Below are 26,530 nucleotides of genomic sequence, written 5' to 3'. Positions count from 1 at the left end.
ATGGACGGCGAAACGGCCATGACCCCGGCGGATCCGCAGGCCCAAATCCTGCGGCTGGCCCCGTTGCGCGAGGAGTTGACGCTGCTGGCCGGGCCGGCCCTGGCCGACGGCTCCCCCACCTGGACCCTGCATGACCAGGTGGCGGGCCGCTTTTACCGCCTGGGCTGGCTGGAGTTCGAGATTCTGCGGCGGTGGCAGCTGGAGGTGCCGGAGGTGATCGCCGCCGACGTGGCGTCCAACACCACCCTGCGCGCCACGGTGGACGACGTCATGGCGGTGTCCCAGTTCCTGGCCATGAACAACCTGCTGCAGCGCCATGGACCGCAGGCGGTGGCGACGCTGATGCGCCAGGCGGAGATGCGCAAGCCGGGCCTATGGCAATGGCTGCTGAAGAATTATCTGTTCTTCCGCATACCGCTGGTGAAGCCGGATCGCTTCCTGGCCCAGGCCATGCCCTATGTGTCCTGGATATTCACCCGCGGCTTCTTCCTGGCGACCCTCGCCGCGGCACTGGTCGGCATCTACCTGGTGACGCGGCAGTGGGATCAGTTCCGCACGACCTTCGTCAGTTTCCTGTCGCCCTCGGGCCTGATCACCGCCGCCCTCGGCCTGGCGGTGGCCAAGGTGGTGCATGAACTGGGGCACGCGCTGACGGCCAAGCGTTACGGCTGCCGGGTGCAAACCATGGGCATCGCCTTCATGGTCATGTACCCCCTGTTGTACACCGACGTCAGCGACGCCTGGCGCCTGCCCGACCGGCGCCAGCGGCTGGCCATCGGCGTGGCCGGCATGGGGGCCGAGCTGATATTGGCGGCCTATGCCACGCTGGCCTGGTCCTTCCTGCCGGAAGGGCCGGTGAAGGCCGCCGCCTTCCTGTTGGCCACCACCAGCTGGATCATGACGGTGCTGGTCAACACCAGCCCGTTCATGCGCTTCGATGGCTATTTCCTGCTGTCCGACCTGCTTGACGTGCCCAACCTGCATGAGCGCGCCTTCGCCCTGGGTCGCTGGTGGCTGCGCGAGCGGCTGTTCCACCTGGGCGAACCGGTGCCGGAAGACCTGCCAGCCAAACGCCGTACCCTGCTGATCACGCTGGCCATCGCCACCTGGATCTACCGCTTCACCCTGTTCGTCGGCATCGCTGCCCTGGTCTATCACCTGTTCTTCAAGGTGCTGGGCATCCTCCTGTTCCTGGTGGAGGTGTGGTGGTTCATCCTGCGCCCGCCCCTGAACGAGGTGTTGGAGTGGGTGCGGCGGCGGGAATCCATGACCTGGAACCGCCGATCCGCCACCACCGCCGCCATCGGTCTGGCCCTGCTGGCGCTGGCCGTGATTCCCTGGCGCAGCACGGTGACGGCGCCGGCGGTGCTGCGGGCCGCGCAGGAAATGGAAATTTTCCTGGAGCAGCCGGGCCGGGTGGACGCGGTGCTGGTCAAAGCGGGGCAGACGGTCACGGCCGGACAGGTGCTGTTCCGCCTGAGTTCACCGGACCTGGATTACAAGCTGGTCCGACAGCGCCAGAAAATCGAGACGCTGCAATGGGAAGCGGCCTATCGCGGCGGCGTGGACCCCAAGCGCCAGCGCATCGCGGCGCAGGAGCTTGAAACCGCGCAGGCTGAGCTGCGGGGCCTGGAGGCGGAGCAGGCCAAGCTGACCGTCACCGCCCCGTTCGCCGGAGTGATGGCCGAGGTGGCGGAGCCGCTGTCGCAAGGCGAATGGCTGCCGGCGCGGGAGCGGCTGGGCCTGCTGCTGGACCCTGGCCACCCCATGATCGAAGCCTATGTCCGCGAGGCCGACCTGCACCGGGTGGCCGTGGGTGGTGAAGGACGCTTCCGGCCCGATCAAAGCGTGACGGGCGCGGTGGATGGCCGCATCCAGGACATTGATGACACAAGCACACGGGTACTGACCCGCCGCTATCTCGCCAGCCCCTATGGCGGGGACATTCCCGCGCGCGAGGACAAGCAGCACCAGATGGTGCCCGAGGAGTCGCTGTATAGGGTGCTGATCGCGCCCGTCCGGGACGCCACGCCAGCCACGCTGGAACGGGGCCGCGTGACGCTGGAAGGGGCGCGGGAAAGCCTGCTGGGCAGCCTATGGCGTCGCACGGCGGCCGTCCTGCTGCGCGAGGCGGGTTTCTGAGAGCGTACTACCATTCGGGCATGGAGCGGGGCGGTCGCCTGCGCTAGGCTTTTCCGACAATAAGAGATTGGGAGGAGTCCATGGTGCGCCTGTCGCGGATTCGCGTGTTGCGGCGCCTGTTGGTGATGACGGCGGCGGCAGGGTTGGCGATCATGCCGATGGCCACCGGTGCCGCGGAATCCAAGGCGAAAGGGGACCATCATCCCCGCTATGATTACCCCACCGCGGTGCGGGCCGATTACGTCATCGGCTGCCTGGCCTCCAACGGGTTCAAGCACGAACTGCTGGGCAAGTGCGCCTGCGGCATCGACACCATCGCCGACATGATGCCGTACGACGACTATGAGAAGGCGGACACCATCCTGCGCATGCAGCAGGGCGGCCTGGGTGATCGGGGCGCCATGTTCCGCGACACGCCCATCGCCAAGGATGAGGTGGAAAAGCTGCGGCGGGCCCAGGCCGAGGTCAACCTGCGCTGCACCTGAGCCCCCCTATCGGCTTGCGTGTCTTTGGCCGAAGCGCCACAATCGGTGATCGGTGACACTCAAGGACCCCTTCCCATGTACCATCCCGAGGCGCTGGCGCCCATCATCACCTTCCTGCGCGATATCGGTATCGGGGTGGAGGTGGGCGATGGCGGCCGGGGTGGTTTCCTGTCCGGGGTGAACATCCATGCCGGCGTGATCCACGTGCATCCGGAAACGCTGGCCGGTTCGGGTGACCTGCTGCATGAGGCCGGGCACATCGCCATCGTGCCCCAGCGTTTCCGCGCCCAGCTGGGTTCGGACCTGCAGGTCGATACCGATGCCGCCATCGCGGCGGAGACGGGGTCCCCGCAGCCCGAGGACCCCGTCCTGGCAATGCCCATCCTGCAAGGGGAATTCATGGCGCAGGCCTGGTCATACGCCGCGGCCCTGCATCTGGGCCTGTCCCCCGCGTGCATCTTTTTTCCCGGATCCTACAAGCATACGGACTACGCGGGCGCCCACCCCATGCAGCAATGGCTGGAGTCCGGCACCCATTACGGCCCGAACGCGCTGGCCCGCGTGGGCATGACCGGCTTCTCCGGCCTGTTCGCGTTCATGGGTGAGAACGGCCTACCGCCCTTTCCCCACATGACGCGCTGGGTACAGGCATAACGGCCTTATCCCTTGTCATCCCCCTGGAAGACATGGCTGAAGGTCGCGTCGGTGCTGTCGCGGACGGTGACGGACAGGGGGCCCTTCGGCTGGTAGCTGAAGGTGATGGCCGGATCCTCGCTCAAGGAAATGTCCGCCTCCAACTGGAAGACCAAGGTGTCGCCGCTTTTGACCGTGACGTCGCGGACAAAGCGGGCGGGGGTGTAGTTGCGGGTCACCTGGTCCATCTGCATACCGTTGTAATTGGGGTGGCTGATCAGCAGCTGGGCGGTGACCGCCCCCTTGGGCAGGCCGGTCGGCCCCTCGGCCACGGTCTTCAGACGCATCTGGCCCAGGCGTTCCATGGCCAGGGCCGCGTCCTTGGTGGCGGGGGCGGAACAGCCGCCGGCGGCCTTGACGTAGCGGTCGGTCACGAACCAGCGGCCGTCCGTCGTTTCCGCCACCGCGTGCATATGGGTGTAGGCGTCGACACGGACCCGGGTCTTCACCTGTACCGGCACGGCGGCGGGGCCGAAATGGAAGGTGCCGACCAAGGGCGCCGGGTTGTTGTCCACCACCAGGTACAGGGCCTTGAGCGGCAACCCGGGGTCCAAGGTAACCGTGACCGGCACCAAGGCCGCGTCCATGGCCCTGTCCGGCGCCTCCAGCGCGATCTGGCCCTTGGCGGGGGCCAGGGTGTGGTTGGCGAACAGAATCTGGCGCAAATCCTGCCAGCGGGCGGCATCGGCCGTCTGATCTTCCGCCCGGCCTTGGAGCGGTAGGGCGAGAACCAGGAGCAAGGCCAGGGCGAACAGGCGGGATGTCATGGTGGGTCCTCCCACTCCAGTTGCTTGAAGGCGGTGATGGCGTTCCGCCCGTTATAGGCGTCGAACAGTTTCCAGCGGCCCTTTTCCGACTGCGCCACCGTGGTGGCGGCGGCATCGATGTCCCCGCCCCTTTTCAGCAGGGCGCGGACATCGCGAACCAGCGTGGTGAGATAGCGTTCCTCATCCGCCGCCCCGGCCGGCCAGGGCAGCTGGGCGGGACCATGACCGGGCACGACGCGCACCGCCGGCAGGGCCTTCAGCTGACCCAGCACCGTCAGCCAGCCGGTCAAGCTGCCGTCCAGCGCCGGGATACGGTCCTGGAACAGCAGGTCACCAGCCCACAGGGTGCGCGTCTGGTCGTCATAGACGGTCAGGTCGCTGTCGGTATGGGCGGCGCCATAGGCCGCCACATGCAGCATACGGCCGCCCAGGTCGATGTCGACGGTGGTGTCCACGGCTTGGGTGGGCGGCAGCGCGTCGCCAGCCTGGGCCGGATCACCGCCCAGGATGCGGGCCAGGCCCAGGCGGTAATAGGCACCCCGCTCCCCCCAGGCGGCGGCGAAGCGGGCATGGGCGACCACCACCGGATGGTCCGCCGCGAACGCCACGGCACCCAGCACATGGTCCGGGTGGACATGGGTGTAGATCAGATAACGGATGGGCAAGGCGGTGATGGCCGTGATGCGCGCCCGCAGCCGCGCGCCGTCAGCAGCGGCGCCACCCGGATCGATCACCGCCACGGCGTCGCGGCCCACAATGAACCCGATATTGGCGATGGCATCATCGTTGGCGGCGGTGGCGTCCTCCACCGCGCCGGGCCGGACGTAAATGCCAGGGGCCACCTGGACCAGGGACACGTCCGCCGCCCACGACGACACCAGCGGCGGCGCGGCGGCCACCCCGCATAAAAACAGGACGGCCCGGATCAGGGTTCGGCGGGCCATGCCTCCCCCACGGGCGCCTTGACGGGTAGAACCGGCGCCGGCCCGTATTGGCGGTAGATGAAGTCCGGCACCGCTTCGCCTCGCGCCTCGATGGCCGCCAGCATGACGCCGTGGTCCGGCGATCGGGCACACGCCGGATCGGTACGCCCCGCGTCACCCGTCAGCGCGAAAGCCTGGCAGCGGCATCCGCCCCAATCGATCTCCTTGCGGTCGCAGCCCTGGCAGGGCTCCGGCATCCAGGCGGTGCCGCGATAGCGGTTGAACGCCTCGCTCTCATACCAGGCCGCCGCCAGCGAGCCGGTGGCGACGGAGGGCCAGTCGAAGCCGGGCAGCGTCTCCGCCGCGTGGCAGGGCAAGGCCAAGCCGGCGGGGGAGATGTTCATGAACCGCCGGGCCCAACCGCCCATGCAGGCTTTGGGGCGGGCGGCGTAGTAATCCGGCGGCACGTAGTCGATGACCATACGGCCCTTCAGCCGCACGCGCGCCGCCTCCACCACCGCCGTGGCCTGGTCCAGTTGCGACCGGCTGGGCAGCAGGGCGTCCCGGTTCATCAGGCTCCAGCCATAATACTGCACATGGGCGACCTCGATGCGGCCCGCCCCCAGTTCCAGCCCCAACGCGATCATCTGTGGCAGGCGATCCAGGTTCTGCCGGTGGACGACGAAATTGAGGGTCAGGGGCAGACCGGCGGCGGTGACCATCCCGGCCACCGCCAGCTTGCGGGCCTGGGCGCCCGGCATGCCGCCGATACGCTCGGCACTTTCCACCTCCACATCCTGGAAGCTCAACTGGACATGATCGAGACCCGCATCGGCCAACACGGCCAGTGACGCCGCGTCCAGCAACACCCCGGAGGTGATGAGGTTGGTGTACAGGCCCAGGGTGGCCGCATGGCGCACCAAATCCGGCAGATCCTTGCGGGCGGTGGGCTCGCCGCCGGAAAAATGCACCTGCAGGATACCCAGCGCCGCCGCCTCGCCCAACAGGCGTTTCCAGGTGTCGGTGTCCATCTCCTCCCCCGCCCGCTGCAGGGCCACGGGGTTGGAGCAGTAGGGACAGCGCAGGGGGCAACGGTGGGTCAGCTCCATGAGTAAGCCCATGGGCGCCTCCACGGCGGGTGCGGCCGGCGATATCACAGCAGCACCACCCCTTTCTCGGCCAGGTCACGCAACATGCCGACCACGTCCGCCGCCATGTCGGCCCGGGGCACGTCGAAGCGGGTGGCGAGGTCGTCCACGATGGCGCCCAGGCTACGATCGCCATCCACCAGCTTCAGGATCTCGGTCGCGGCCTCGTCCGGCAGGAACAATCGTTCCGGCGCCAGAACCATCCAGCTTTTCCGGGTTTCATCAAAACGGAATTTCACGCCCCGGGCAAAGCGGGGCACGACAGCCTCATCCAGCGCTTCCGGGGCGGCGGTCATGACTTGCCGCCCTTGGCGATATGGCCTTCCGGCACGAAGGCGCCGGGCGGAATATAGCCGGGATCGACATAGGCGAAGTGCAGGGCGTCCAACTGCGCCCACAGGATGTTGCACTTCTCTGTCAGGGCGGCGATGGCGGCGCGCTGCTGTTCCGCCGTGCGCGCGTGCTGCTTCACGTAGGCCAGGGCGAAATCGACATCCCGCGGCGCCTGGGTCAGGCGCGGGGCGAAATAGGCCAGCGTTTCCTGGGTGATGAAATCATAATTGGCCAGCATGCCGGACACGCGCTCGGCGATGATGGTGGGGGAAAACATCTCGGTGAGGGAGGAGGCGACGGCCTCCAGCACGCTGCGGTCCCGCACCAGGGCGACGTAGGCGTCAACGGCGAAGCGGGTGGCCGGCAGGATGCCGACGGTGGATTCGACGTAGTCCCGGTCTAACCCAACGCCGGTGGCCAGGCGCAACCAGCGCTCGATACCGCCATTGGCCGTGCCGGGGGCGCCCGCTTCCGCACCGGGGAAGCCGTCATGGTCCTCCAGCCGGCTACGCCACAGCCGGCGCAAATCCGGCGTGGGTAGACGCGACAGCAACACCCCGTCCTTAGCTGGAATACGGCTTTGATAATAATAGCGATTTAGCGCCCATGCCTGGATCTGCCCGCGGTTCAGCTTCCCGCCGTGCAGCAGCTTATGGAAGGGGTGCAGATTGTGGTACCGCTCCGCCCCCACGGCGCGCAACGCCGCCTCCAGCTCTTCCGGTGATAGGACGCGATCCTGCGGTTCAGAAGTCATAGGGTGATTTCCATTCCGTCGAAGGCCACCTCCCATCCCGCCTGGTCCACCACCCGCCGCTGCGGGCTGTCATCCATCAGGATGGGGTTGGAATTGTTGATGTGGATGAAGACACGGCGGCGCACACCCAGGTCGGCAAAGGCGGCAAGGGTGGCATCCACACTCATGTGTCCCATGCGCAGGCCGGTCTTCTGGCCAAGGCCCGCGAGGATCATTTCGTTATCGGTATAAAGTGTGCCGTCGAAAAACACCAAATCCGCCCCGCGCAGGCGCGCCGCCAGGCCGGGCGTCATGGCGGCACAGCCGGGGATGAAGAAGAAGCGGCGCTCACCATCATCCACCGCCACGCCCACGGTATCCTCCCCCTCCACTATCGGGGGCGGGCCATCCTGTCCCTCCAGGTACAGGGGCACCTTGCCCGGGACCGGAAACAGTTCGACCCATAGGCCGCTGTGCCCCCCATCGCCGCCGGTAGCGGCAAGCCCGCCGCCAGTCAGCGGCACCCGTTCGCCCAAGGGCAAGGGATTGCGGGCCACCAGGTCCCGGGCCAGCACCTCGAAGATGGGGTTGGCGTCGAGGATGCCCAGCGTGCGGGCGGTGCCGTGCAGAGTGAAGGGCTGGCGTTCCCGCAGGTTCAGCAGCCCGGCGATGACATCGACGTCCCCGCCACTGAGCACGACGCCGGCGATGGGGGTTGACCGCAACCCTTCCTGCGGATGCAGGGCCGGCGTCTGGGCGATCTGCTGACGCAGGTCCGGCGAGGCGTTCAGCAAAAACCAGTGGCGCCCGTCGTGGCTGACGGCCAGCGAAGCTTGGGTACGGGCCCGAACGGCGGGATCACCGGCGCGCGCCCGCCGGCAGCCCTCGGCATGGGAGTTCCATTGCGGGAACCCTCCGCCGGCCGCCGCACCGAGGACGAGGATATGCATGGGTCCTGAGACAGGTCCTTAGGCCCTGAGCTTAAACACAGGGGAGCCAAAGCACAGGGGGCCAGCACGGGACAGCGGACATGCATCCGCAAGCCCCACGCCGGCCCCAAGGCGTCGAATGGTTATTTCACGTCCGCGCAGGCATAGCAGTTGATTTCCATGCCCAAAGCGATTTCGACGATCTTCGGAGTCTTCCAGCTCATACCATTTCCTCCGGTTTCGGGAGGGGCGGAAGGCCCATCCCTTTTTTAGAATAGTTCTAAAATGCACCGCCGTCAAGAATGGCGGCATGACGATGATGGCATCATCACGGGCAAGCGATTAAGCCAGAACCGTCAGAAGAAGGCGATGGCGCCGGCGGCGATTGTATCCTCTTGCGCTTTGTTCCCACCGTGCGCCGTGGCGGTCGTATGGGCGTATTCACAGATCAGATTAACCCAACTGGTCAGCTTGTACTTGCACCCGGCCGCCCAGGACTCGTTGGTTTTCACCAGCAAGGGGTTGCTCTCTCCGGTGGCCAGGCCCAGGCGGCTCAACCCATAGCTGCCGGACAGGGTGAACTTCTTGAAGAAGGTGTAGCTGCCCTGGACGTAGTAACCGTCCGAACTGCGCCGTTGCCCCGACGCGCTGACGGCGTCAAAGAACAGACCGGTGGTGCCCAGGCCGTCGCCGGTGTAGCCATAGGCCACCAGTTCCGCCGCCGCCACGTCCACCTTTGCGCCGAAGTCCCAGCCCGTGCCGCGCACGCTGCGCCCCTGGGCCAGCGCCTGGGACGCCGAAACGCTTTTCAAGTCCTGGGTAACGACGTTGGCCCACAACTGGGCCTTCACCAGGCTGCTGGCGTCGGCCGGCAGTTCATAGTTCACCCCCGCCTGGATCTGCGGCTGGTCATGGGCGGAGAGCGTGCCGGACTGGCCGGAGAAGTTGAAGGCGTCCAGGGGCTGGAAGATGCCGACCGAGGCGGTGAAGCCGCTGAACTTGGGCGTGGTGTAGGTGATCTGGGGCATGAAGTCGGTGTAGACGTAGCCGATGCCGATGCGTCCCAGGGACGTGTTGGAGGGCGCGACGTTGCCCCCGGTGGATCCCACGCCGAACAGCGTGAAATCGTTCAGGATCGCCTGCTGGCCGAACAGGCCGATGTCGCGGCCCACCTTGACCGTGCCCATGGTGGGTGTGCCCACCGTCAGGTATTGTTGACGAAAGTCGATGCCGGATGTGGCCAGCGCCCGACTGTCGCCGGCCGAGTTGGCGCCGCCCGTGCCCGTCACGCTGTTCAGGCCGGGGTAAAGGCCGAAGTGTGCGACGATGTCGAAGCCCTCTTGCTGGGTCTTCAGCTCCACGGCGAAGTTGCCGGGCAACAGGCCATTGCGGATGGAGGAGTTTTCGCTGCTGCCCACCGCCGCCAAGCCGCCCGCAACCACATGGTTGGGGGCCACGCTGTCCGGGCTGTCATGGACATAGAAGCCGTTGATTTCCCCCGACAGGGTGACGTCGACAGGGCCGACGTGCACGCCGATGCCCTTTTCCGTCATGCGCACGGCGAAGGGATCGGGAGGCGGGGCGGCGGCGACCGCCGCGGCGCTGGCGCTGGCCACCGCCGCCGGTGGGGGCGGCGGCGGGGTCTCAACCGCCTTGCGCTGCTTCAGCTGATCGTATTCCTGCTGGGACAGGATACCCTTGGCCAACAGCTTGGCCAAAAGATCATCTGTGGTGTCGGCTTTCGCCATGGATCCTGGCAGACACGCCAGGCCGCTGATCGCGGTCACGCCCAGAAACAATGCCATCCGCTTGGATTTCATTCTTGTTTCCTCCCGGCTTATATTCGCAGGGTGTCGTGCCGGTCGCCGGGGCAATAAATAGCCTTACGGCGAAGATATCCGCGCGCCGATCATTTTCCCTGCTGTTTGGCAGGGTCATTCTGGGCCCTACCTTAATTTGACACTTGAAGTCCTTTGCCTTATGGACGCAATAGAACTAAAGAACCGTTGCGGGTCGGCAGGCAGTTGCGCACGCTAAAGCAAGCCTATGAAATCATGGGCGTGGTTCGTACGCGGCCCCTTCCCGACCGCCGGACGGCATCCGGATGGATCCATGAAAACCAAGCCCGGCGACAGTGGCCGCTCCCAACAGGGACAGCGGTTCCCCGCCCAGAAAAGCCCCCCCGACAGCCTCCCCCCCGTTGGCCCTCCCGGCGACAGCTGTGTCATTTCCGATGTGAAGCCCAAGGCGCCCCCGCGCGCGTCTGGGCGGCCGCCGGCCGCGCCGGGGGCGCCGTTCCCCCCGCTGCCGCCCTTGCCCCTGATCGCGGCCCGCCCGCGGCCCACGCCCCGGGCCGATGCCGTCCCTGCCCCGCCGCTGCGCCGGGGAGGGTCGAACAAGACCGATGCCCGCGCGGCGGTGGCGGAACTGCGCCAGCAGATTGACGGGGCCGGGGCGGCCTGCGTGCTGGTCTTCTTCTCCCCCGCCTATGACCGCGCAGAGATGTTGGCGGCATTGAAGGAGGCGTTCGGGTCAACGCCGGTCTTCGGCTGCACCACGGCGGGGGAGATCACCCCCTTCGGTTACATCAGCGGCGGGCTGAGCGGCATCAGCTTTCCGGCCAAGGATTTCACGGTCCATTCCGCCCTGTTCGAGAACCTCAGCGAATTCCAGATCGCGGACACCATCGATCGCACGCACCAGCTGGTGTCCCGACGGCACGCCGAGGCCCAGGGCCGCCCGGGGTTCGGGCTGCTGCTGGTCGATGGCTTGTCGACGCGGGAAGAACAGCTGGTCAGCGCCATCGGCAACGCCATGGCGGGCTTGCCGCTGATCGGCGGGTCGGCCGGTGATGGCCTGGATTTCAAGTCCACCGTGGTGCTGCACGGAGGGCGCTTCGTCAATGACGCCGCCATCCTGTTGCTGATCACCACCCGCCGCACCTTTTCCGTGTTCAAGACGGAGCACTTCGTCCCCACGGAGCACAAGATGGTGGTCACCGGCGCCGACCTTGAAACCCGCCGGGTGTTCGAGATCAACGCCGAGCCCGCGGCCCTGGAATACGCCCGCCTGGTGGGCCTGTCGCATGAGGCCCTGACGCCCAAGATCTTCGCCGCCCACCCGGTGGTCGTGCGAGTGGGCGGCCAGTACCATGTGCGCGCCATCCAGAAGGTCAACCCGGACAACAGCCTGACCTTTCATTGCGCCATCGACGAAGGGCTGGTGCTGACAGTGGCGCGCGGCATCGATATCGTGGAAAATCTGCATGAATTGTTCCGCCGGCTGGAACGGGAGATCGGCCCCTTGGACGCCATCGTCGGGTTCGACTGCGTGCTGCGCAACCTGGAAACCGAACAGCGCAACCTGAAGGCCGCCGTATCCGACCTGTTCGTGGCCAACCGCGTCACCGGGTTCTGCACCTATGGCGAACAGTACATGTCCATGCACGTGAACCAGACCTTCACCGGCGTCGCCATCGGGAGGACATGATCGCGCCCACACCCCAGCCGGCCAACCCCTTGCCCGCCAATCAGGACGCGGAACCAAGCCCGGCCGACGCGGACGCCGCCCGTCGCATCGCCGACCTGGAACAGCAGGTGGCGAAGCTGACGCGCATCAACCAGGCGCTGATGGACCGGGTTGAGCGCAATGTGGACGGCCAGGGGTCCGCCTTTTCGCTGTTTCAGACGGCCATCGGGCTGGAAGACCAGGTGCGGTCGCGCACCCGGTCGCTGGAAGAGGCGCTGGCCAACCTGGAACGGTCCTATCAGGAGGCGGCCACGGCGCGGGAACAGGCCGAAACGGCCCGCCTGCGCCTGTTCACCGCCATCGAGGCGGTCAGCGGCGGCTTCGCCCTGTTCGACGCCGAGGACCGGCTGGTGCTGTTCAACCAGGACTATCTCAGCTTCTGGCCGGGCATGGCCGGCGATGTCCACCCCGGCATGTCGTTCCGGGAGATGGTGCTGCTGGCGGTTCAGCGCAAAAGCGTGCTGGACGCCTACCGCGACCCCGACGGCTGGGTGCGCCGGCGCCTGCGCCAGCATGCCGATTGCCAAGGCCCCACCGTCCATGCGCTGAGCGACGGCCGCTGGATGCAGATCAACGAGAAGCGCACCAACGACGGCGGCGTGGTCGCCATCTATACCGACATCACGGCGCTGAAGCGCCGGGAGACGCAGCAATGGAAGGCGGCGGTGGCCAAGAAGACCACCCTGCTGCAGGCCACCCTGGACAACATCTTCCAGGGCGTGGCGGTGTACGACGCTGAACTGGCCTTGGTGGCGTGGAACAACGAGTTCGTGCGCCTGCTGGACCTGTCACCCCGCTGCGTGCGGCGGGGCGCCGTGTTCGGCGACTTCCAGCGTTTCAATGACGGCCTTCAATCCCACGGGATCAGCGAGCCCCGCTTTCTCGACCCGCAGAACAATCCGCTGCCCTTGCGGCTGGAACAGACATGGTTCAACGGCCGGGTGCTGGACATCGAGCGCAACCCCATGCCGGACGGCGGCTTCGTCCTGACCTTCACCGACATCACCGAACGCAAGCGCAACGAGGAAGCGCTGCGCGACAGCGAACGGCGCATCCGCCTGGTGACGGACGCGATGCCGGCGCTGATCGCCTACGCCGACGCGGATGAGCGCTACCAGTTCGTGAACGCCCCCTATCGGCAATGGCTGAAGCGGCCGGAGACCGCCATCCTGGGGCGACGCATGCGCACCGTCCTACCCCCGGAGTTCTATGGCCGCAGCCGGGCGCACATCCGCCAGGCCCTGGCCGGGGAAACGGTGTCGTTCGAGGTGGAATTGCCCCCCACCGATGGTCCCGACGCCGGAACCGAACCGCGATACGCCCACGTCACCTTCGTGCCCCATATCGGCCTACCCAACGCGGACCAGAGCCGGGTGATCCTGGGTCTGTTCACCCTGATGCAGGACGTGACGGAACGGCGGCGGGCCGATGCCGCCATCAAGGAAGCGAACGAGACACTGGAACGGCGGGTGACGGAACGCACCGCCGCCTTGACCGACCTGAACCGCCAGCTGAAGCAGGAAATCGCGGAGCGCCGGGAAATGGAACGCGCCCTACAGTCCGCCAAGGTGGAGGCGGAGCAGGCGAACCTGTCCAAGACCAAGTTCCTGGCCGCCGCCAGCCACGACCTGCTGCAGCCCCTGAACTCCGCCCGGTTGTTCGTGTCCGCCCTGGCGGAACTGGAGCACACCCACAAGAACCGGTCGCTGATCGACAACATCGACGTGTCGCTGGAGGCGGTGGAGGGCTTGCTGGACGCCCTGCTGGACATCTCGAAGCTGGATGCCGGGGCCGTCTCGGCGGAGATTGTCGATTTCCCCATCGGCAGCCTGCTGGGGCCGCTCCATACCGAACATCAGGTGCTGGCCCAGGACCGGGGCCTGGACCTGCGCTATGCGCCATCGCGCGCCGTGGTGCGCAGCGACATCCGCCTGCTGCGCAGCATCGTGCAGAATTTCCTGTCCAACGCCGTCCGCTACACCCAGCGCGGGGGCGTGCTGCTGGGCTGCCGCCGGCGCGGCGACTTCCTGCGGATCGAGGTGTGGGACAGCGGCCCCGGCATCCCGTCGGACCAGCTGGAGGAAATCTTCAAGGAGTTCCACCAATTGCATCGCGGGCCCGTGCTGGGTGCCCCCGTCCCGGGCGGCCGCTCCGCGCGTGAGGGGCGCGGGCGGTCCGGCACCCGGGGCATGGGCCTGGGCCTGGCCATCGTGCGCCGGGTGGCCAAGGTGTTGGACGTGACGGTGGAAACCCGGTCGGTGGTGGGGCGGGGGTCCGTCTTTTCGGTGGTGGTGCCGCTGGGCGCCACCACGGCCGCCGCCTTCACCCGCCGTCTCGCTGGTCAGGGCGCCGCCCAGGCCATGACCGGAACCATGGTGCTGGTCCTGGATGACGAGCCCAGCGCCCTGATGGGCATGCAGGCCTTGCTGTCCACCTGGGGCTGCGAAGCGGCCGTGGCGTCGACAGGGGAGGAGGCGCTGGAGGTGTTGGACCATCTGCCCCGCCCCCCCGATGTCCTGATCGCCGATTTCCACCTGGGCGAGGGCCATATCGGCCCCGATGAGGTGGGCCGTCTGCGCCAAGCCATCAACCGGGCCACCGGCAAGGCGCCCCCCGCCATCATCATCACCGCCGACCACACGCCGGAGGTCGAGGCCCAGGTGAAGCAGAATGGCTATTGGATGCTGAAAAAGCCGGTGAATCCGGCTCAATTGCGATCGCTGCTGTCGAGCATCCTGACAGGGTGACCCACCGCCGTCGACATTGACAGGGATTACAACTCCCGATATGCGGAATTCTGAGAATTCCCACCCTGGCGGAGACCCGTCGGCACATGCGCTCCCTCCTGGCCGGGCTGAGCCCCGCCGACATCCGCACCGACCCCTTCCCCCATATCGTGGCGGACACGCCCATGGAGGCGGGGCTGTATAAGGCGCTCAGCGCCAGCTTCCCGAACTTCCAGCGCCTAGGCTGGCCTTGCCCACCGGAGCGCATACCCAACAACCGCCGGTACGAACTGTCGGCCCAGATGATCCTGGATTCAGACGACATGCCGGACTGCTGGAAGGAGTTTGTGGCCCTTCACAGCGGGCCGGCCTTCCTGGCCGAGGTGGAGGCGTTGTTCGAGGGGTATTGGGATCCCGCCCTGCTGGCAACCCTGGACGGGCGCCTGACCGGACACCGCACTGGCCGGCGGAACCTGGTCCAACCAGGGGCCCACCGTATCCATCAGGACGCCCGGATGGAGATCAACACCCCCGTACGGGATCGGCCGTCGTCATGCAGGGGCCCTCACCTGGATACCCTGAACCGGCTGTTTTCCTGCCTGTTCTACATGCGCGCACCGGACGACGATGCACAGGGCGGCGACCTGGAGCTGTATCGCTGGCGCGATGGCCCCACGGGACGGATCAATGCCTACGATTTGCCCGCCGACGCGGTGGAGGTCGTGGCCACCGTGCCGTACAGCGCCAATCGCCTGGTGATCTTTCCCCAGTCCGTGAACGCTCTGCATGGCGTCACCGCCCGTCATCCCAACCCGCACACTCGGCGCTATGTCTTCATCACGGCGGAACTGGGCGAGGATTGGCTGCACCCGCCGGTCCGGGCGGCGAACTGACAGGCGCGCTGTGGTTCAGGGCACGCGATCCAGCTGACGCGAGCCACCTGATGCGGCATTACCGCGCGGAAGGGCGACGCGGCCTGAGCGTCCCCTACATCCGGTAGCCGGGTGTCGGCGTCCACAGCTTGACCAGCGGCCCTTCCCCACCCATTACCGGGTCGACGGGGGGGAAAGGGACGTGGGCGATACGGTCCAACACCGCCGGCGTGGGCGCGTCCCGGCAAACATCCCAGTCCTGACCGGGCGGGTAGCCGCCCACCACCAGCAGATCATCACTGCCATCGAGTCGGCAATGGCCGGTGCCGGCGGGCAGCACGGCCACGTCGCCGGCCCGCAGGCGGGCAAGGCGCCCTTCGGGGCCGCCCAGCATGACCTCCACCCAGCCGCGGGCGAAGCCCAGCACCTCATGGGCCGTCGAATGATAATGGTGATAGTCGTAAATCCCGTCGCGCCAGCGTGCCGGCCAGCCGTTGCGGTCGAACAGTGCCTCGAAAACCGCGGCCAGGTCGCTGTTCCCTTGGCCATCCAGGACGACCATGCCGCGATACAACAGGACAGGCAGCCGGGCGTTATTGGGCACCCAGCCAAGGCTGTGCAGGATGAAATTCTCCGGCCAGCGGCCCGACTCACCCGCCATGCCACCGTAGGCGGCGGATTCCGTATGATGGTCGGCCATGGCGCATCTCCTCAAGGGCGGGCATTCCCGCCTCTCAAGTCGGCCACGGCGTTCTAGGTTCCGCTATCCCTCCGCCACGTCGGCGAAACTGTCCAGGTGCAGGCGGCCCGCCATCACCACGGCCTGCGTACGGCTGTAGACGCGCAGCTTGTGGAGGATGCTGGAGACGTGTGCCTTCACCGTGGTTTCGGCGATATCGAGATCATAGGCGATTTCCTTGTTCAGCTTGCCCGTGCCCAGCAGTTGCAGCACGCGGCGCTGCTGCGGCGTCAGGGTCAGGACCCGCTGCAGGAAATCATCATCCGTGGCCTGCCCCTTGGGGTCCGGCGGCGGTGCGGACATTGCCAGATCGTCGGGCCGGTACGTGCCGCCCCCCGCCACCAGCGACAAGGCCGCCACGATCTCGGCCCGGGGGGTCGATTTGGGGATGAAGCCCATGGCGCCCAGGGCCAAGGCCTCCCGCACCAAGCGCGGGTCCTCCAAAGCGGAGATGACCACGACCGGGGTGGCGGGGAATTGGCTGCGGACACGGACCAACCCCTCGAACCCATCCACGCCGGGCATGCGCAGATCCAGCAGCAGGAGATCGGCGGCGCCGATGGACTCCAGCAACTGCATCACCGCCCCCAGATGGGCGCATTCAAGAATTTCCGGCTGGTCAAACGCAGCCTCCACGGCAAGGGTCAGCGCGCCCCGCACCATGGGATGATCGTCGGCAATGATTATTTGCGGCATACGTCGCCTCGTTCGCGGGCGATTGTCATTCGGCGTTTCCTCGACAGTGACGATAGTCGATCCGCCCAAGCACGGCTAGTGCCGAAGAAGGTTAGGTCGCGTAACAAATCACTGGATCAGCCCGGCCCGCCGCCAATACCGGGCAAGATATTGATTAATAAAGACTTAACAGCCAGAGGGGCGTCAAGATCGCTTACCGGGGGTTGGTACGACACAGGGGTTAAACCACCCTTGTACCAAAGTACAATTGGCACCCGCGACGGGCTTCTTGAAGATGGGCATCAAGCTGATCAGCGGTCGTCGCCCTTGGGATTTCCCCCTTGGGATTTCAAGGCGAAGGCCGAAAGAACAGCGCCCAGGAGAGGATTAGGCCCCCGGCGAAGGTCCGGTGGGTCAGCGAAGACGCAAAACCGGCAAAGTTCAAGTTCCCGCGTGATCGTGCGCCTGCGGTGTGACCGATGATCGTCACCCCGACTGCCATCGGCGGACGCCCGCTTGAAAGCCAAGCGTGAGCGGCATAACCGGCGGCACCAGGTCCAGGGGTTGCGGAGGCGTCCAAGGCCCAGCGCGGGAGGAACCAGTCTGAACGGACCTGTCCTTCACCCTTGAGGAGATCCCCATGCGTTGGAAGAAGCCTGTCGTCACCGAGATCGCGCTCGGCATGGAAATCAACTGCTACGCCTGCGCGGACGTCTGACGCCGCCATCACCGGGCGGGCCCGGCGGGGTCCGCCCGGCCTGTTTGTTTTTGGGGCGTTTCGCTGGCTTGCCCAAGCCCCCGCAACCACCCACCTGTTTTTAAAAATGCGTCGCCCATCCGCCGGCCAGGCGGACACCAATCGGACCGGACCTACCGGCCAATCCCCAGGGAGGGAAATGATGAATCAGCGGAAGAAGGTGTTGTTGTCCTGGACCGCCTTAGTGGCGGCCAGTCTGCTGTCCAGCCAACCGTCGCTGGCCAACGACGAACTGTCCAAGATGTCCAAGGACCCCAAGCAGTGGGTCATGCAATCCGGCGATTACGCCAACCAGCGTTATAGCCCCCTGAAGCAGATCACCACCGCCAACGTCAAGGAACTGCGCCCCGTGTGGACCTTCTCCACCGGCGTGCTGCGCGGCCATGAGGGCGGCCCGTTGATCGTGGGCGATGTCATGTACGTCCACACCCCCTTCCCCAACGTGGTGTACGCGCTGGACCTGAACAACCAGGGCCGCATCCTGTGGAAGTATGAACCCAAGCAAGACCCCAGCGTCATTCCCGTCATGTGCTGCGACACCGTCAACCGCGGCGTGGCCTATGGTGACGGCAAGATCATCCTGAACCAGGCGGACGCCAACGTGGTGGCGCTGGACGCCAAGACCGGCAAGGAGCTGTGGAAGGTCGCCAACGGCGATCCCAAGAAGGGCGAAACCATGACCGGGGCGCCGGTGGTGGTGAAGGACAAGGTGCTGGTCGGCATCAGCGGCGGCGAGTTCGGCGTGCAGGGCCGTATGACCGCCTACAACCTGAAGGACGGCTCCGTCGCGTGGAAGGCCTACTCCGTCGGGCCTGACGACCAGATCCTGTTCGACCCGCAGAAGACCACGAGCCTGGGCAAGCCGGTCGGCGCCAACTCGTCCCTGTCGACCTGGCAAGGCGACCAGTGGAAGACGGGTGGCGGCGCCACCTGGGGCTGGACCGCTTATGACCCGCAGCTGAACCTGATTTATTACGGCTCGGGCAACCCCTCGACCTGGAACCCCAAGCAGCGCCCCGGCGACAACAAATGGTCCATGACCATCTTCGCCCGCGACGCCGACACGGGCATCGCCAAGTGGGTCTATCAGATGACGCCCCATGACGAATGGGACTATGACGGCGTCAACGAGATGATCCTGGCCGACATCAAGGTGAAGGGCACGCCCGTCAAGGCGCTGGTCCACTTCGACCGCAACGGCTTCGCCTACACCATGAACCGCGAGACCGGCGAACTGCTGGTGGCGGAGAAGTATGATCCGGCGGTCAACTGGGCCACGCATGTCGACATGAAGACCGGCCGGCCCGAAGTGGTGGCGCAGTACAGCACCGACCACAACGGCGAAGACCACAACACCAAGGGCGTGTGCCCGGCCGCGCTGGGCAGCAAGGACCAGCAGCCGGCAGCCTACTCGCCGGAAACCGGCCTGTTCTACGTGCCGACCAACCACGTCTGCATGGACTATGAGCCGTTCAAGGTGTCCTACACCGCCGGCCAGCCCTATGTCGGCGCCACCCTGTCGATGTTCCCGCCCAAGGGTGAGACCCACCTCGGCAACTTCATCGCCTGGGACGCCAGCAGCGGCAAGATCGTCTGGTCCAACAAGGAAACCTTCTCCGTCTGGTCGGGCGCCCTGACCACGGCGGGCGGCGTCGCCTTCTACGGCACGCTGGAAGGCTACCTGAAGGCGGTCGACATGAAGACCGGCAAGGAACTGTACAAGTTCAAGACGCCGTCGGGGATCATCGGCAACGTCACAAGCTATGAGCATGGCGGCAAGCAGTACATCGCCGTGCTGTCCGGTGTCGGCGGCTGGGCCGGCATCGGCATGGCCGCCGGCTTGGGTGGCGACTCCGAGGGCCTGGGTGCCGTCGGCGCCTACAAGCAGCTGGCCAACTACACCCAGCTGGGCGGTGTGCTCACCGTCTTTGCCCTACCGTAACCCTCTCTATTCCACTCATCCCCCGCCTGGGGCGATCCCCCAGGCGGGGTTTCTTTACCCACCAACCGGGCCACTCCGCCTGAACTGCGCACGCGAAAAACAGCACGCAAAACCACATTCTGTGAAAGAGGTTCGATTGATGCCGAAACGCTTGGCGCTGACCGCTGCCATCACCCTCATGGCCCTGCCGCTCTGTGTTGCCGCCGGCGCCGCTGGTGCCGCGGACGGCAGCGCGCCCACCGCCGCCAAGGCGGCAGAGGCGAAGCCGTACAAGGTGGAAGGCGGCAAGGTCGATCCCGGCACCTACAACGGCTATCGCCGCTACGGCGAGTCCTGCATGCGGTGCCACGGGCCCGACGGGGCCGGCAGTTCCTATGCCCCGGACCTGACGGACAGCCTGAAGCACATGGACTATGACGCCTTCGCCGAGACGGTGATCAATGGCCGCAAGAACGTGAACACCGCCAACAACAACGTCATGCCGTCCTTCGGCACGACGGAGGACGTGGCCAATTACCTGGATGACATCTACGGCTACCTCAAGGCGCGGTCCGACGGCGCCCTGGGCCGCGGCCGCCCGCAACGCATCGGGGATTGAGAGCGGCGCCCTCATGAAAACGGCCTTCCGCCTGGCGATGGCGGCCTTGCTGCCGCTATCCCTGACCGCAACACAAGCCCAGGCCCAAACGGCCGAGCTGGTGTCCCGCACTGAATTGCGCATCTGCGCCGACCCCAACGACCTGCCCTATTCCAATCAGAAGGAGGAGGGGTTTGAGAACAAGGTCGCGGCCATCATCGGCCAGGACCTGAAGCTGCCCGTCAGCTATGTCTGGTTCCCGCAGGTGATGGGGTTCGTCCGCAATACCCTGCGCGCCCGCCAATGCGACCTGGTCATGGGCACGGTGGCGGGCGACCCGCTGATGGACAACACCAGCGCCTATTACCACAGCGGCTATATGATCGTGACGCGGGCGGACGCCGGCATCACCACCACCTCGGTGGGCGACCCCAGCCTGGCCGACAAGCGCTTCGGCCTGGTGGCGGCGACGCCCCCCACCGATCTGCTGCTGCGCCACAACCTGATGTCCAAGACGACCTCCTACGCGCTGACGGTGGACACCCGCTACGAGTCGCCCTCGCGGGCGATGCTGCAGGACCTGGTGGATCGCAAGATCGACGTGGCCCTGCTGTGGGGGCCCATCGCCGGCTATTACATCAAGAAGGAAAAGCTGCCCCTCCGGGCTGCCTTCCTGGACCCGGAAGGTGACGGCAACCGCCTGGATTTCCGTATAACCATGGGCGTGCGCGCCAACGAACCCGAATGGCGGCGCACCGTGGACCAGGCCCTGCGGCGGCATCGGGCCGAGGTGGACACGCTCTTGGCGGATTATGGCATCCCCTTGCTGGATGAGGAGAACAAGCCCATTCCCGGCACCCTGCCCGGCGCCGGCGCCAAACCATGAGGTTGGGCGCGGCGGCGCGCGCCGCCGGCCTGGCATCGGGTGTGCTGGCATCGGGTGTGCTGACTGTGGGCCTGCTGGCGGCCGAGGCGCTGGCGCAGTCGGCCGCCCCGGTGCCTGAACCACCGGGCTATCGTTTGGACGACTATCGGGCGCCGGTCCCCGCGACGGTATCGGGTGGCAAGGTGCTGACCACCGAAGCGCTGCGCGACCTGCTGGCCCGGCAGGGCGACCGCGTGATCCTGGTGGACGTGGTGCCGGCCCCCCGCCGTCCGGCGGGGATGGCGCCGGAATCCCCCTGGATGCCCCTGCCCCACGCCGACCTGCCGGGCAGCATCTGGTTACCCGACGTGGGCCGGGGGGTCTTGAGCCCCGGTCTGGAAAAGTGGTTCCAGCAACAACTTGCGACTTTAAGTGGGGGCGACAAGAGCCGCCCGCTGGTGTTCTATTGTCTGCCCGATTGCTGGATGAGCTGGAATGCAACCAAACGCGCCGCCAGTTATGGTTACACCAATGTCGCCTGGTATCCAGACGGCGTTGACGGCTGGCGCGCCGCCGGATTGCCCCTGGCCACGGCCACGGCGCTGACCCCCCCGGAGGCCCCGGGGGTTCCCTGAGTTCACGACGACCAGAGAACAGGCAAAGGAGAGTTGAAGTGCGACGTATCGGATTTTGGGCGGCGGTGACCGCCACGATCATCGCGAGTGGATCGGCCGGCACGGCCCTGGCTGCGGGCGACGCGGCCGCCGGCCAGGTGGTGTTCAAGAAGTGCGCCGTCTGCCATTCCATCGACGCCGGCGTGAACAAGGTCGGCCCCAGCCTGCACGGCGTCGTCGGCCGCAAGTCCGCCACCGCCCCCGGCTACGACTATTCCGCAGCGATGAAGGGCGCCAACAAGGAATGGACGGCCAAGGAGTTGGACACCTATCTGACCGATCCGCGTGCCGTGGTGCCGGGCACCAAGATGGTGTTCGTCGGCCTGAAGGATCAGAAGGACCGCGACAACGTCATCGCCTATCTCGAGACGCTGAAGTAAGCAGGGCCTAGCCGGACCACCCGGCTTTTCCGTGATCCGGCCCGGGCGGTGACGCCCGGGCCGTTTTTCATTGGCGCGGGTTTGGCCAACCGGCAACCCTCGCGGCCTGGAAAAAATCAAGGAATACAACCGTATGCACGTGGGTCGCGGCAAAATGTCGCATGCCTCGCGCAAGCTGCACGCCTACACGCGCGTCAAGAGCGTTCGGTTGCACTAGTGCACAATATTTGATTTGCACACCCTCTGGCCGGGCGTTAGGTGCTGGACGGTATTTCGACCCCCGGTGGTCGTTCTGTTCGACCCCATCGCGCCTGCACTCGCTCCCCCCTTGCGCCTATCGGCGCGGGGCAGCCTTTCCCATCCGCCCGAGGACCCGCCATGACCCAGACGATCACCAGCAGTGGCCAGACCATCACCCTGACCGATGACGCCTACGTCCTGGGAATGGGAGACACCCTGATTGCCAATGGGGGTCGGTCCATCACCTTGGCGTCCAATGTGTGGAGCTGGGTTGTCGGCAGCTTCAATAACATCACGCTGCAGGACCACGCCTCCCTGACCGTCAACAGCACGAACAACTTCGTGAACGGGACCAACGCCACCCTGGTCTTTGGCTCTGCCACCCCCATAATCGAGACCCTCACCGGCAGCGGTAACGTGGCGTACTTGAATCGTGCGGGAAGCACCCTGTTCGCCAGCGGCGCCAGCCAGCTGATTGAGGCCGTGGGCGACACCATCAACGTCACGGCCTCCCCCACGGGCGGGGCCAGCAATGTCACCATCGCCTCCGGCACCCTCACGGACACCATCCATGCGGGTGGACGCACCCTGGTGCATTCCAACGGTTCCGTGGTGATCAACGACAGCGGTAACCTCATCACGGCCAGTGGCACCACCACGCTAAGCGGTTCCAGCGCGTCCACGACCATCGCCGGCGCTGGCGCAATCACGGTTCTGGGCACCGGTGCCTCGATTACCCTGACGGGCTTGGGACAGACATTGACAGCCACCAGCGCGTCCGTGACGGTGGCAACAGGCAGCGCCAACATCGCTGGCAGCACAAACACCATCAGCGTGAACGGCGGCGCCACGGTTTCCAGCACCGGCACCGGCAACGTCCTGACCGCCAACGGCAACGCCACCCTGATCAATGCCTCCGGTTCGTCCACCATGATTGGCAGCGGCAACGGCTCCACACTGAAGGCGACCGCCGGTGCCGTCACCGCCCGCTATGACGCCAACGGCATGACCGTGAACCTTGCCACTGGCACCGCCGCCAGCGGCGGTGGCCTGGACACCCTGATCGGCATCCATACCCTGATCGCCAACGGCAGCAATGATACGCTGGTGGCGGCGACGACATCCTGGCTGACGTTGAACGGCGCTGGTGACGTCATCACCCTGACCGGCACGGGCAACTCCGTCGTCAACACCACGGGAAACGGTGTCTCAGTCAACATCACCGGCACCAGCTCCAGCGAAACCATCAACGTCAACAACAGCAGCATCGACGTCCGCAACACCGGCGACACCATCGTGCTGAGCGGTGGCACCAACAACTCGGTGAACAGCAGCACGGGCAACAGCGTCGCCGTCAGCATGACAGCCAGCGGCAGCACGGCGTTCATCAACGTGGCCAACAGCAATATCGATGTGCGCGGCACGGGCGACACCGTCGTGGTTTCCACTGGGGGCAACACGGTGCGTAGCAGCAGCAGCGTCGCGGCCACCGTCGACATCACCACGTCCAGCAGCAGCGAAACCATCAGCCTGACCAACAGCACCGTCGACGTGCAGAACAGCGGCGATACCCTTGTCCTGACGGGCACCGGCAACACGGTGAACAGCAGCAACGGCAACGCCGTCAGCATCAACGTCACCGCCGCCAGCGCCACCGAGACCATCAATGTCAGCAACAGCACCGTCGACGTACGCAACACCACGCAGACGATCGTGCTGGGCGGCGGCAACGACACGGTGACCAGCAGCACCAACAACACCGCCACCATCAACATCACGGCGGCCAACACCACGGAAACCGTCAACGTCGCCACCAGCACCATCGACATGCGCGGCAGCGGCGTCACCCTGGTGCTGGGCAAAACCGGCGACACGGTGAAAAGCACGACCCAAAGCAGCGGGGCGATCATCATCACCGCTGCCAGTGCCACCGAAACCATCAGTGTGATCAACAGCGCCATCGATATTCAGAATACCGGTGACACCGTCGTGCTGAGCGGCGGCGGCGATACGGTGAACAGCAGCACCGGGGCCAGCGCCACGGTCAACATCACCACCGCCAGCAGCGGCCACTTCGTCAACATCAGCAACAGCACCGTCGACATCAAGGCGGCCGGCAATACCGTCTGGATAGGCGGCGGCGGCAACACGGTGAAAAGCAGCTCCACCAGCACAGCGACGATCAACATCACCGCCAGCAACACCACCGAAACCATCAGCCTGACCAACAGCACCATCGACGTGCAGAACAGCGGCGACACCATCGTCGTGGCCGGCATCGGCAACACGGTGAAAAGCAGCAACGGCAACGCCGTAAGCATCACCGTCACCGCCGCCAGCGCCACCGAGACCATCACCGTCAGCAGCAGCAGCATCGATGTGCGCAGCACGGGCGACATCATCGTCCTGGCCGGCGGCTATAACACGGTGGCCAGCACCACCAACAACACGGCCTCGGTCAACATCACGGCGGCCAGCACGGTCGAGACCGTCAACATCAGCAACAGCACCATCGACATCAAGGCCGCGGGCGATACCCTGATCCTGGGCAATACCGGCGACACGGTGAAAAGCAGCACCAACAACAGCGCCTCGGTCAACATCACCGCCACCAACGCCACCGAGACCATCAGCTTGGCCAACAGCACCGTCGACGTGCAAAACAGCGGCGACACCCTTGTTCTGGCCGGCGGCAACGACACGGTGAACAGCAGCACCGGCAGCGCGGTGTCCGTGAACATCACCACAGCCAGCGCCACGGAAACCGTGAATGTTTCCAACAGCACCATCGACATCAGGGCCGCCAGCGAGACCGTGGTGGTGGGCGGCGGTACCGACACGGTGAAAAGCAGCACCAACAATACCGGCGCCACCATCATCGTCGCCGCGTCAAACAGCAGCGAAACTGTCAGCATCGCCAGCAGCACCATCGACATTCGCGGCAGCGGCGACACCGTCACCCTGACCGCCACCGGCGAGAAGGTGAACAGCAGCACCAACGTCAGCACCAGCCTGATCGTGACGGCCGCCAGCGCGACCGAGACCATCAGCGTCAGCAACAGCACGGTGAACATCCAGGGTGCTAGCGACACCGTGACCATCACCGGCAACAACGACGTCGTCACCGTCAGTGGCAGCAGCAAGGACGTGGTCATCTCCACCGGCACCAGCAACACGCTGATCGCCATCAACGGCACCTCCACTCTGGAGAGCACGGCCGGCAGCGCCATCCTGGTGGGCACCGGCACCGGCAACCGGCTGATGGCGGCCGGCGGACAGGTCACCGCCAGCTACGCCGTCAGCAACGTGACCATCAACCTGACCACCGGCACGGCCAAAGCGGCGGGTGCCACCACGGGCGACACCCTAGTGGGCGGCATCAGCAGCCTGCTGCTGACCGGCAATAACGAGATCGTGACGGCCACCAGCGCCTCGATCACCATCGACGGGGTGGGTGGCCAGACCGAGACCATCAGCGGCGGCAGCGACGTCATCTCCGTCACGGCCAGCGCCTCGACTGACCTGCTGCTGGTCAGCGGCACCGGTCACACCATCACCCAGAGCGGGGGCTCCATCAGCCTGGCCGCCAGCGCCAGCGTCACCGTCATCGGCACCGCCGAAACCCTGTCCGCCAGCGGCAGCGTCAACGTCCATGTCGGTGGCAACCGCGCCAGCAGCAGCACCATCGACTACAACAACGTTTCAAGCTCGACGGTGACGGTGCTCAACGACTCGCGCGTGGACGTCAACGGCAACAACAACCAGGTGACATTGGGCGTGGGCGACCTGACGGGCGTCTACGGCAACAACAACATCGTGACGTCGACGGTGAACGGCAACCAGCTGTGGCTGGGCGGTTCGGGCACCACCGCGTCGATCGCCGCCGGCGCCCTGACCATCGGGGCGGGAACCAGCGCCACCATCAACGGCGACAACGACACCATGACCATCGCCCAATCCTCGTCCATTACGCTGAACGGCAGCGGCCATGGGGTGACGGAAACCTCCAGCGGTGGCGTCCTGACCCTGAATACCGGCACCGGCGCCGCCAGCGGCGAGCTGGACCTGTCCACTGCCCACGACCATGTCTGGCTGCAACAGTCGGCCAATGACCTGGTGGTGGACGATTTAGGCACGGGCCAGAGCCTGACCGTAAAGAACTGGTTCGCCAGCGCCAGCAGTGAATTCGCCACCATCAAGGCCAGCGACGGCCAGATACTGTCCACTGGCGACGTCAGCGCCCTCGTCCAAGCCATGGCCGCCTTCAGCGCCGGCCACAGCGGCTTCGACCCGCTGTCGACCGCGCAGACCAGCACGGCGGACACCAGCTACTACGGCACCCTGGCCAGCAGCGGCTGGCACTGAAGGGGGTGGCGGCCTGACAGAGGCAATGGCCATTGCG

At 66.1% G+C, this 26,530-nt stretch carries 23 protein-coding genes; 13 read left to right on the top strand and 10 right to left on the bottom strand.

Going from position 1 to position 26,530, the window contains the following annotated elements; all coding sequences use genetic code 11:
• The 3 genes from FBZ90_RS22195 (at window position 1) to FBZ90_RS22185 (ending at window position 3,281) form a co-directional block, all read left to right on the top strand.
• Window positions 1–2,142 carry a site-2 protease family protein gene (locus FBZ90_RS22195; protein ID WP_145735173.1) on the top strand — a complete coding sequence of 714 codons (2,142 nt, stop codon included), beginning with the start codon at window positions 1–3 and terminating at the stop codon, window positions 2,140–2,142.
• Window positions 2,143–2,222: 80 nt separating this feature from the next.
• Complete coding sequence (locus FBZ90_RS22190; RefSeq protein ID WP_211102252.1) at window positions 2,223–2,627, top strand: hypothetical protein; 405 nt, start codon at window positions 2,223–2,225, stop codon at window positions 2,625–2,627.
• A gap of 75 nt (window positions 2,628–2,702) precedes the next feature.
• The gene (locus tag FBZ90_RS22185; RefSeq protein ID WP_145735172.1) at window positions 2,703–3,281 is read left to right on the top strand and encodes a hypothetical protein; all 579 of its coding nucleotides are present in this window, start codon (window positions 2,703–2,705) and stop codon (window positions 3,279–3,281) included.
• A gap of 5 nt (window positions 3,282–3,286) precedes the next feature.
• Here the strand turns inward: FBZ90_RS22185 and FBZ90_RS22180 are convergent, their stop codons facing one another.
• From FBZ90_RS22180 to FBZ90_RS22145, 8 genes are all read right to left on the bottom strand, one after another.
• Window positions 3,287–4,087: a quinoprotein dehydrogenase-associated SoxYZ-like carrier gene (locus FBZ90_RS22180; protein ID WP_145735171.1), complete on the bottom strand. Its 801-nt coding sequence runs from the start codon at window positions 4,085–4,087 to the stop codon at window positions 3,287–3,289.
• The gene (locus tag FBZ90_RS22175; protein ID WP_145735170.1) at window positions 4,084–5,031 is read right to left on the bottom strand and encodes a quinoprotein relay system zinc metallohydrolase 2; all 948 of its coding nucleotides are present in this window, start codon (window positions 5,029–5,031) and stop codon (window positions 4,084–4,086) included. Before FBZ90_RS22175 ends, FBZ90_RS22180 begins: the two co-directional genes overlap by 4 nt.
• A complete protein-coding gene (gene pqqE / locus FBZ90_RS22170; RefSeq protein ID WP_276509111.1) occupies window positions 5,013–6,143 on the bottom strand; it encodes a pyrroloquinoline quinone biosynthesis protein PqqE in 1,131 nt (376 codons plus the stop codon). The genes FBZ90_RS22175 and pqqE overlap by 19 nt, the downstream gene beginning before the upstream one ends.
• A gap of 20 nt (window positions 6,144–6,163) precedes the next feature.
• Complete coding sequence (pqqD, locus tag FBZ90_RS22165; RefSeq protein ID WP_145735168.1) at window positions 6,164–6,454, bottom strand: pyrroloquinoline quinone biosynthesis peptide chaperone PqqD; 291 nt, start codon at window positions 6,452–6,454, stop codon at window positions 6,164–6,166.
• The gene (gene pqqC, locus FBZ90_RS22160) at window positions 6,451–7,245 is read right to left on the bottom strand and encodes a pyrroloquinoline-quinone synthase PqqC (RefSeq protein WP_145735167.1); all 795 of its coding nucleotides are present in this window, start codon (window positions 7,243–7,245) and stop codon (window positions 6,451–6,453) included. The genes pqqD and pqqC overlap by 4 nt, the downstream gene beginning before the upstream one ends.
• Window positions 7,242–8,174 (bottom strand): pyrroloquinoline quinone biosynthesis protein PqqB, encoded by a 933-nt coding sequence (gene pqqB, locus FBZ90_RS22155; protein WP_145735166.1) that lies wholly within the window; start codon window positions 8,172–8,174, stop codon window positions 7,242–7,244. Before pqqB ends, pqqC begins: the two co-directional genes overlap by 4 nt.
• 122 nt (window positions 8,175–8,296) lie before the next feature.
• Window positions 8,297–8,377 (bottom strand): pyrroloquinoline quinone precursor peptide PqqA, encoded by an 81-nt coding sequence (pqqA, locus tag FBZ90_RS28875; protein WP_044560716.1) that lies wholly within the window; start codon window positions 8,375–8,377, stop codon window positions 8,297–8,299.
• Between the two features lie 132 nt (window positions 8,378–8,509).
• A complete protein-coding gene (locus FBZ90_RS22145) occupies window positions 8,510–9,973 on the bottom strand; it encodes a porin (RefSeq protein WP_211102250.1) in 1,464 nt (487 codons plus the stop codon).
• 292 nt (window positions 9,974–10,265) lie between these two features.
• Here FBZ90_RS22145 and nosP point away from each other — a divergent pair, with 292 nt between their 5' ends.
• The 3 genes from nosP to FBZ90_RS22130 all read left to right on the top strand — a co-directional run bounded on the left by nosP (window position 10,266) and on the right by FBZ90_RS22130 (window position 15,300).
• Window positions 10,266–11,642, top strand: a complete 1,377-nt coding sequence (gene nosP, locus FBZ90_RS22140) for a nitric oxide-sensing protein NosP (protein ID WP_246130683.1) — start codon at window positions 10,266–10,268, stop codon at window positions 11,640–11,642.
• On the top strand, window positions 11,639–14,428 hold the full coding sequence (locus FBZ90_RS22135; protein ID WP_145735165.1) for a hybrid sensor histidine kinase/response regulator: 2,790 nt from the start codon (window positions 11,639–11,641) through the stop codon (window positions 14,426–14,428). The genes nosP and FBZ90_RS22135 overlap by 4 nt, the downstream gene beginning before the upstream one ends.
• A gap of 86 nt (window positions 14,429–14,514) precedes the next feature.
• Complete coding sequence (locus FBZ90_RS22130) at window positions 14,515–15,300, top strand: 2OG-Fe(II) oxygenase (protein WP_145735164.1); 786 nt, start codon at window positions 14,515–14,517, stop codon at window positions 15,298–15,300.
• Window positions 15,301–15,394: 94 nt separating this feature from the next.
• On the opposite strand, the gene FBZ90_RS22125 is transcribed toward FBZ90_RS22130, so the two are convergent.
• Window positions 15,395–15,979: a cupin gene (locus FBZ90_RS22125; RefSeq protein WP_145735163.1), complete on the bottom strand. Its 585-nt coding sequence runs from the start codon at window positions 15,977–15,979 to the stop codon at window positions 15,395–15,397.
• A gap of 63 nt (window positions 15,980–16,042) precedes the next feature.
• Complete coding sequence (locus tag FBZ90_RS22120) at window positions 16,043–16,714, bottom strand: response regulator transcription factor (protein ID WP_145735162.1); 672 nt, start codon at window positions 16,712–16,714, stop codon at window positions 16,043–16,045.
• Window positions 16,715–17,333: 619 nt separating this feature from the next.
• Between FBZ90_RS22120 and pqqA (FBZ90_RS28870) the strand changes: the two genes are divergently transcribed.
• The 7 genes from pqqA (FBZ90_RS28870) (at window position 17,334) to FBZ90_RS22085 (ending at window position 26,493) form a co-directional block, all read left to right on the top strand.
• Complete coding sequence (gene pqqA, locus FBZ90_RS28870; protein ID WP_145735224.1) at window positions 17,334–17,411, top strand: pyrroloquinoline quinone precursor peptide PqqA; 78 nt, start codon at window positions 17,334–17,336, stop codon at window positions 17,409–17,411.
• Between the two features lie 181 nt (window positions 17,412–17,592).
• Entirely contained in the window at window positions 17,593–19,392 is a 1,800-nt protein-coding gene (gene xoxF5, locus FBZ90_RS22110; RefSeq protein WP_145735223.1) for a lanthanide-dependent methanol dehydrogenase XoxF5, read from the top strand.
• A gap of 139 nt (window positions 19,393–19,531) precedes the next feature.
• Window positions 19,532–19,990 carry a c-type cytochrome gene (locus tag FBZ90_RS22105; protein ID WP_211102249.1) on the top strand — a complete coding sequence of 153 codons (459 nt, stop codon included), beginning with the start codon at window positions 19,532–19,534 and terminating at the stop codon, window positions 19,988–19,990.
• A gap of 13 nt (window positions 19,991–20,003) precedes the next feature.
• On the top strand, window positions 20,004–20,855 hold the full coding sequence (locus tag FBZ90_RS22100) for a substrate-binding domain-containing protein (RefSeq protein ID WP_186455988.1): 852 nt from the start codon (window positions 20,004–20,006) through the stop codon (window positions 20,853–20,855).
• Complete coding sequence (locus FBZ90_RS22095; protein WP_186455987.1) at window positions 20,852–21,469, top strand: PQQ-dependent catabolism-associated CXXCW motif protein; 618 nt, start codon at window positions 20,852–20,854, stop codon at window positions 21,467–21,469. The genes FBZ90_RS22100 and FBZ90_RS22095 overlap by 4 nt, the downstream gene beginning before the upstream one ends.
• A gap of 38 nt (window positions 21,470–21,507) precedes the next feature.
• Window positions 21,508–21,888, top strand: a complete 381-nt coding sequence (locus FBZ90_RS22090) for a c-type cytochrome (protein ID WP_145735160.1) — start codon at window positions 21,508–21,510, stop codon at window positions 21,886–21,888.
• Window positions 21,889–22,266: 378 nt separating this feature from the next.
• Entirely contained in the window at window positions 22,267–26,493 is a 4,227-nt protein-coding gene (locus tag FBZ90_RS22085; RefSeq protein WP_145735159.1) for a beta strand repeat-containing protein, read from the top strand.
• The last annotated feature ends 37 nt before the right edge of the window (window positions 26,494–26,530 follow it).

Origin of the sequence: Nitrospirillum pindoramense, assembly GCF_007827955.1 — a bacterium.
Classification (GTDB): Bacteria; Pseudomonadota; Alphaproteobacteria; order Azospirillales; family Azospirillaceae; genus Nitrospirillum; species Nitrospirillum amazonense_B.
The sequence above is the reverse complement of the archived record's forward strand: the minus strand, read 5'-3'. Positions and strand labels throughout refer to the sequence as shown.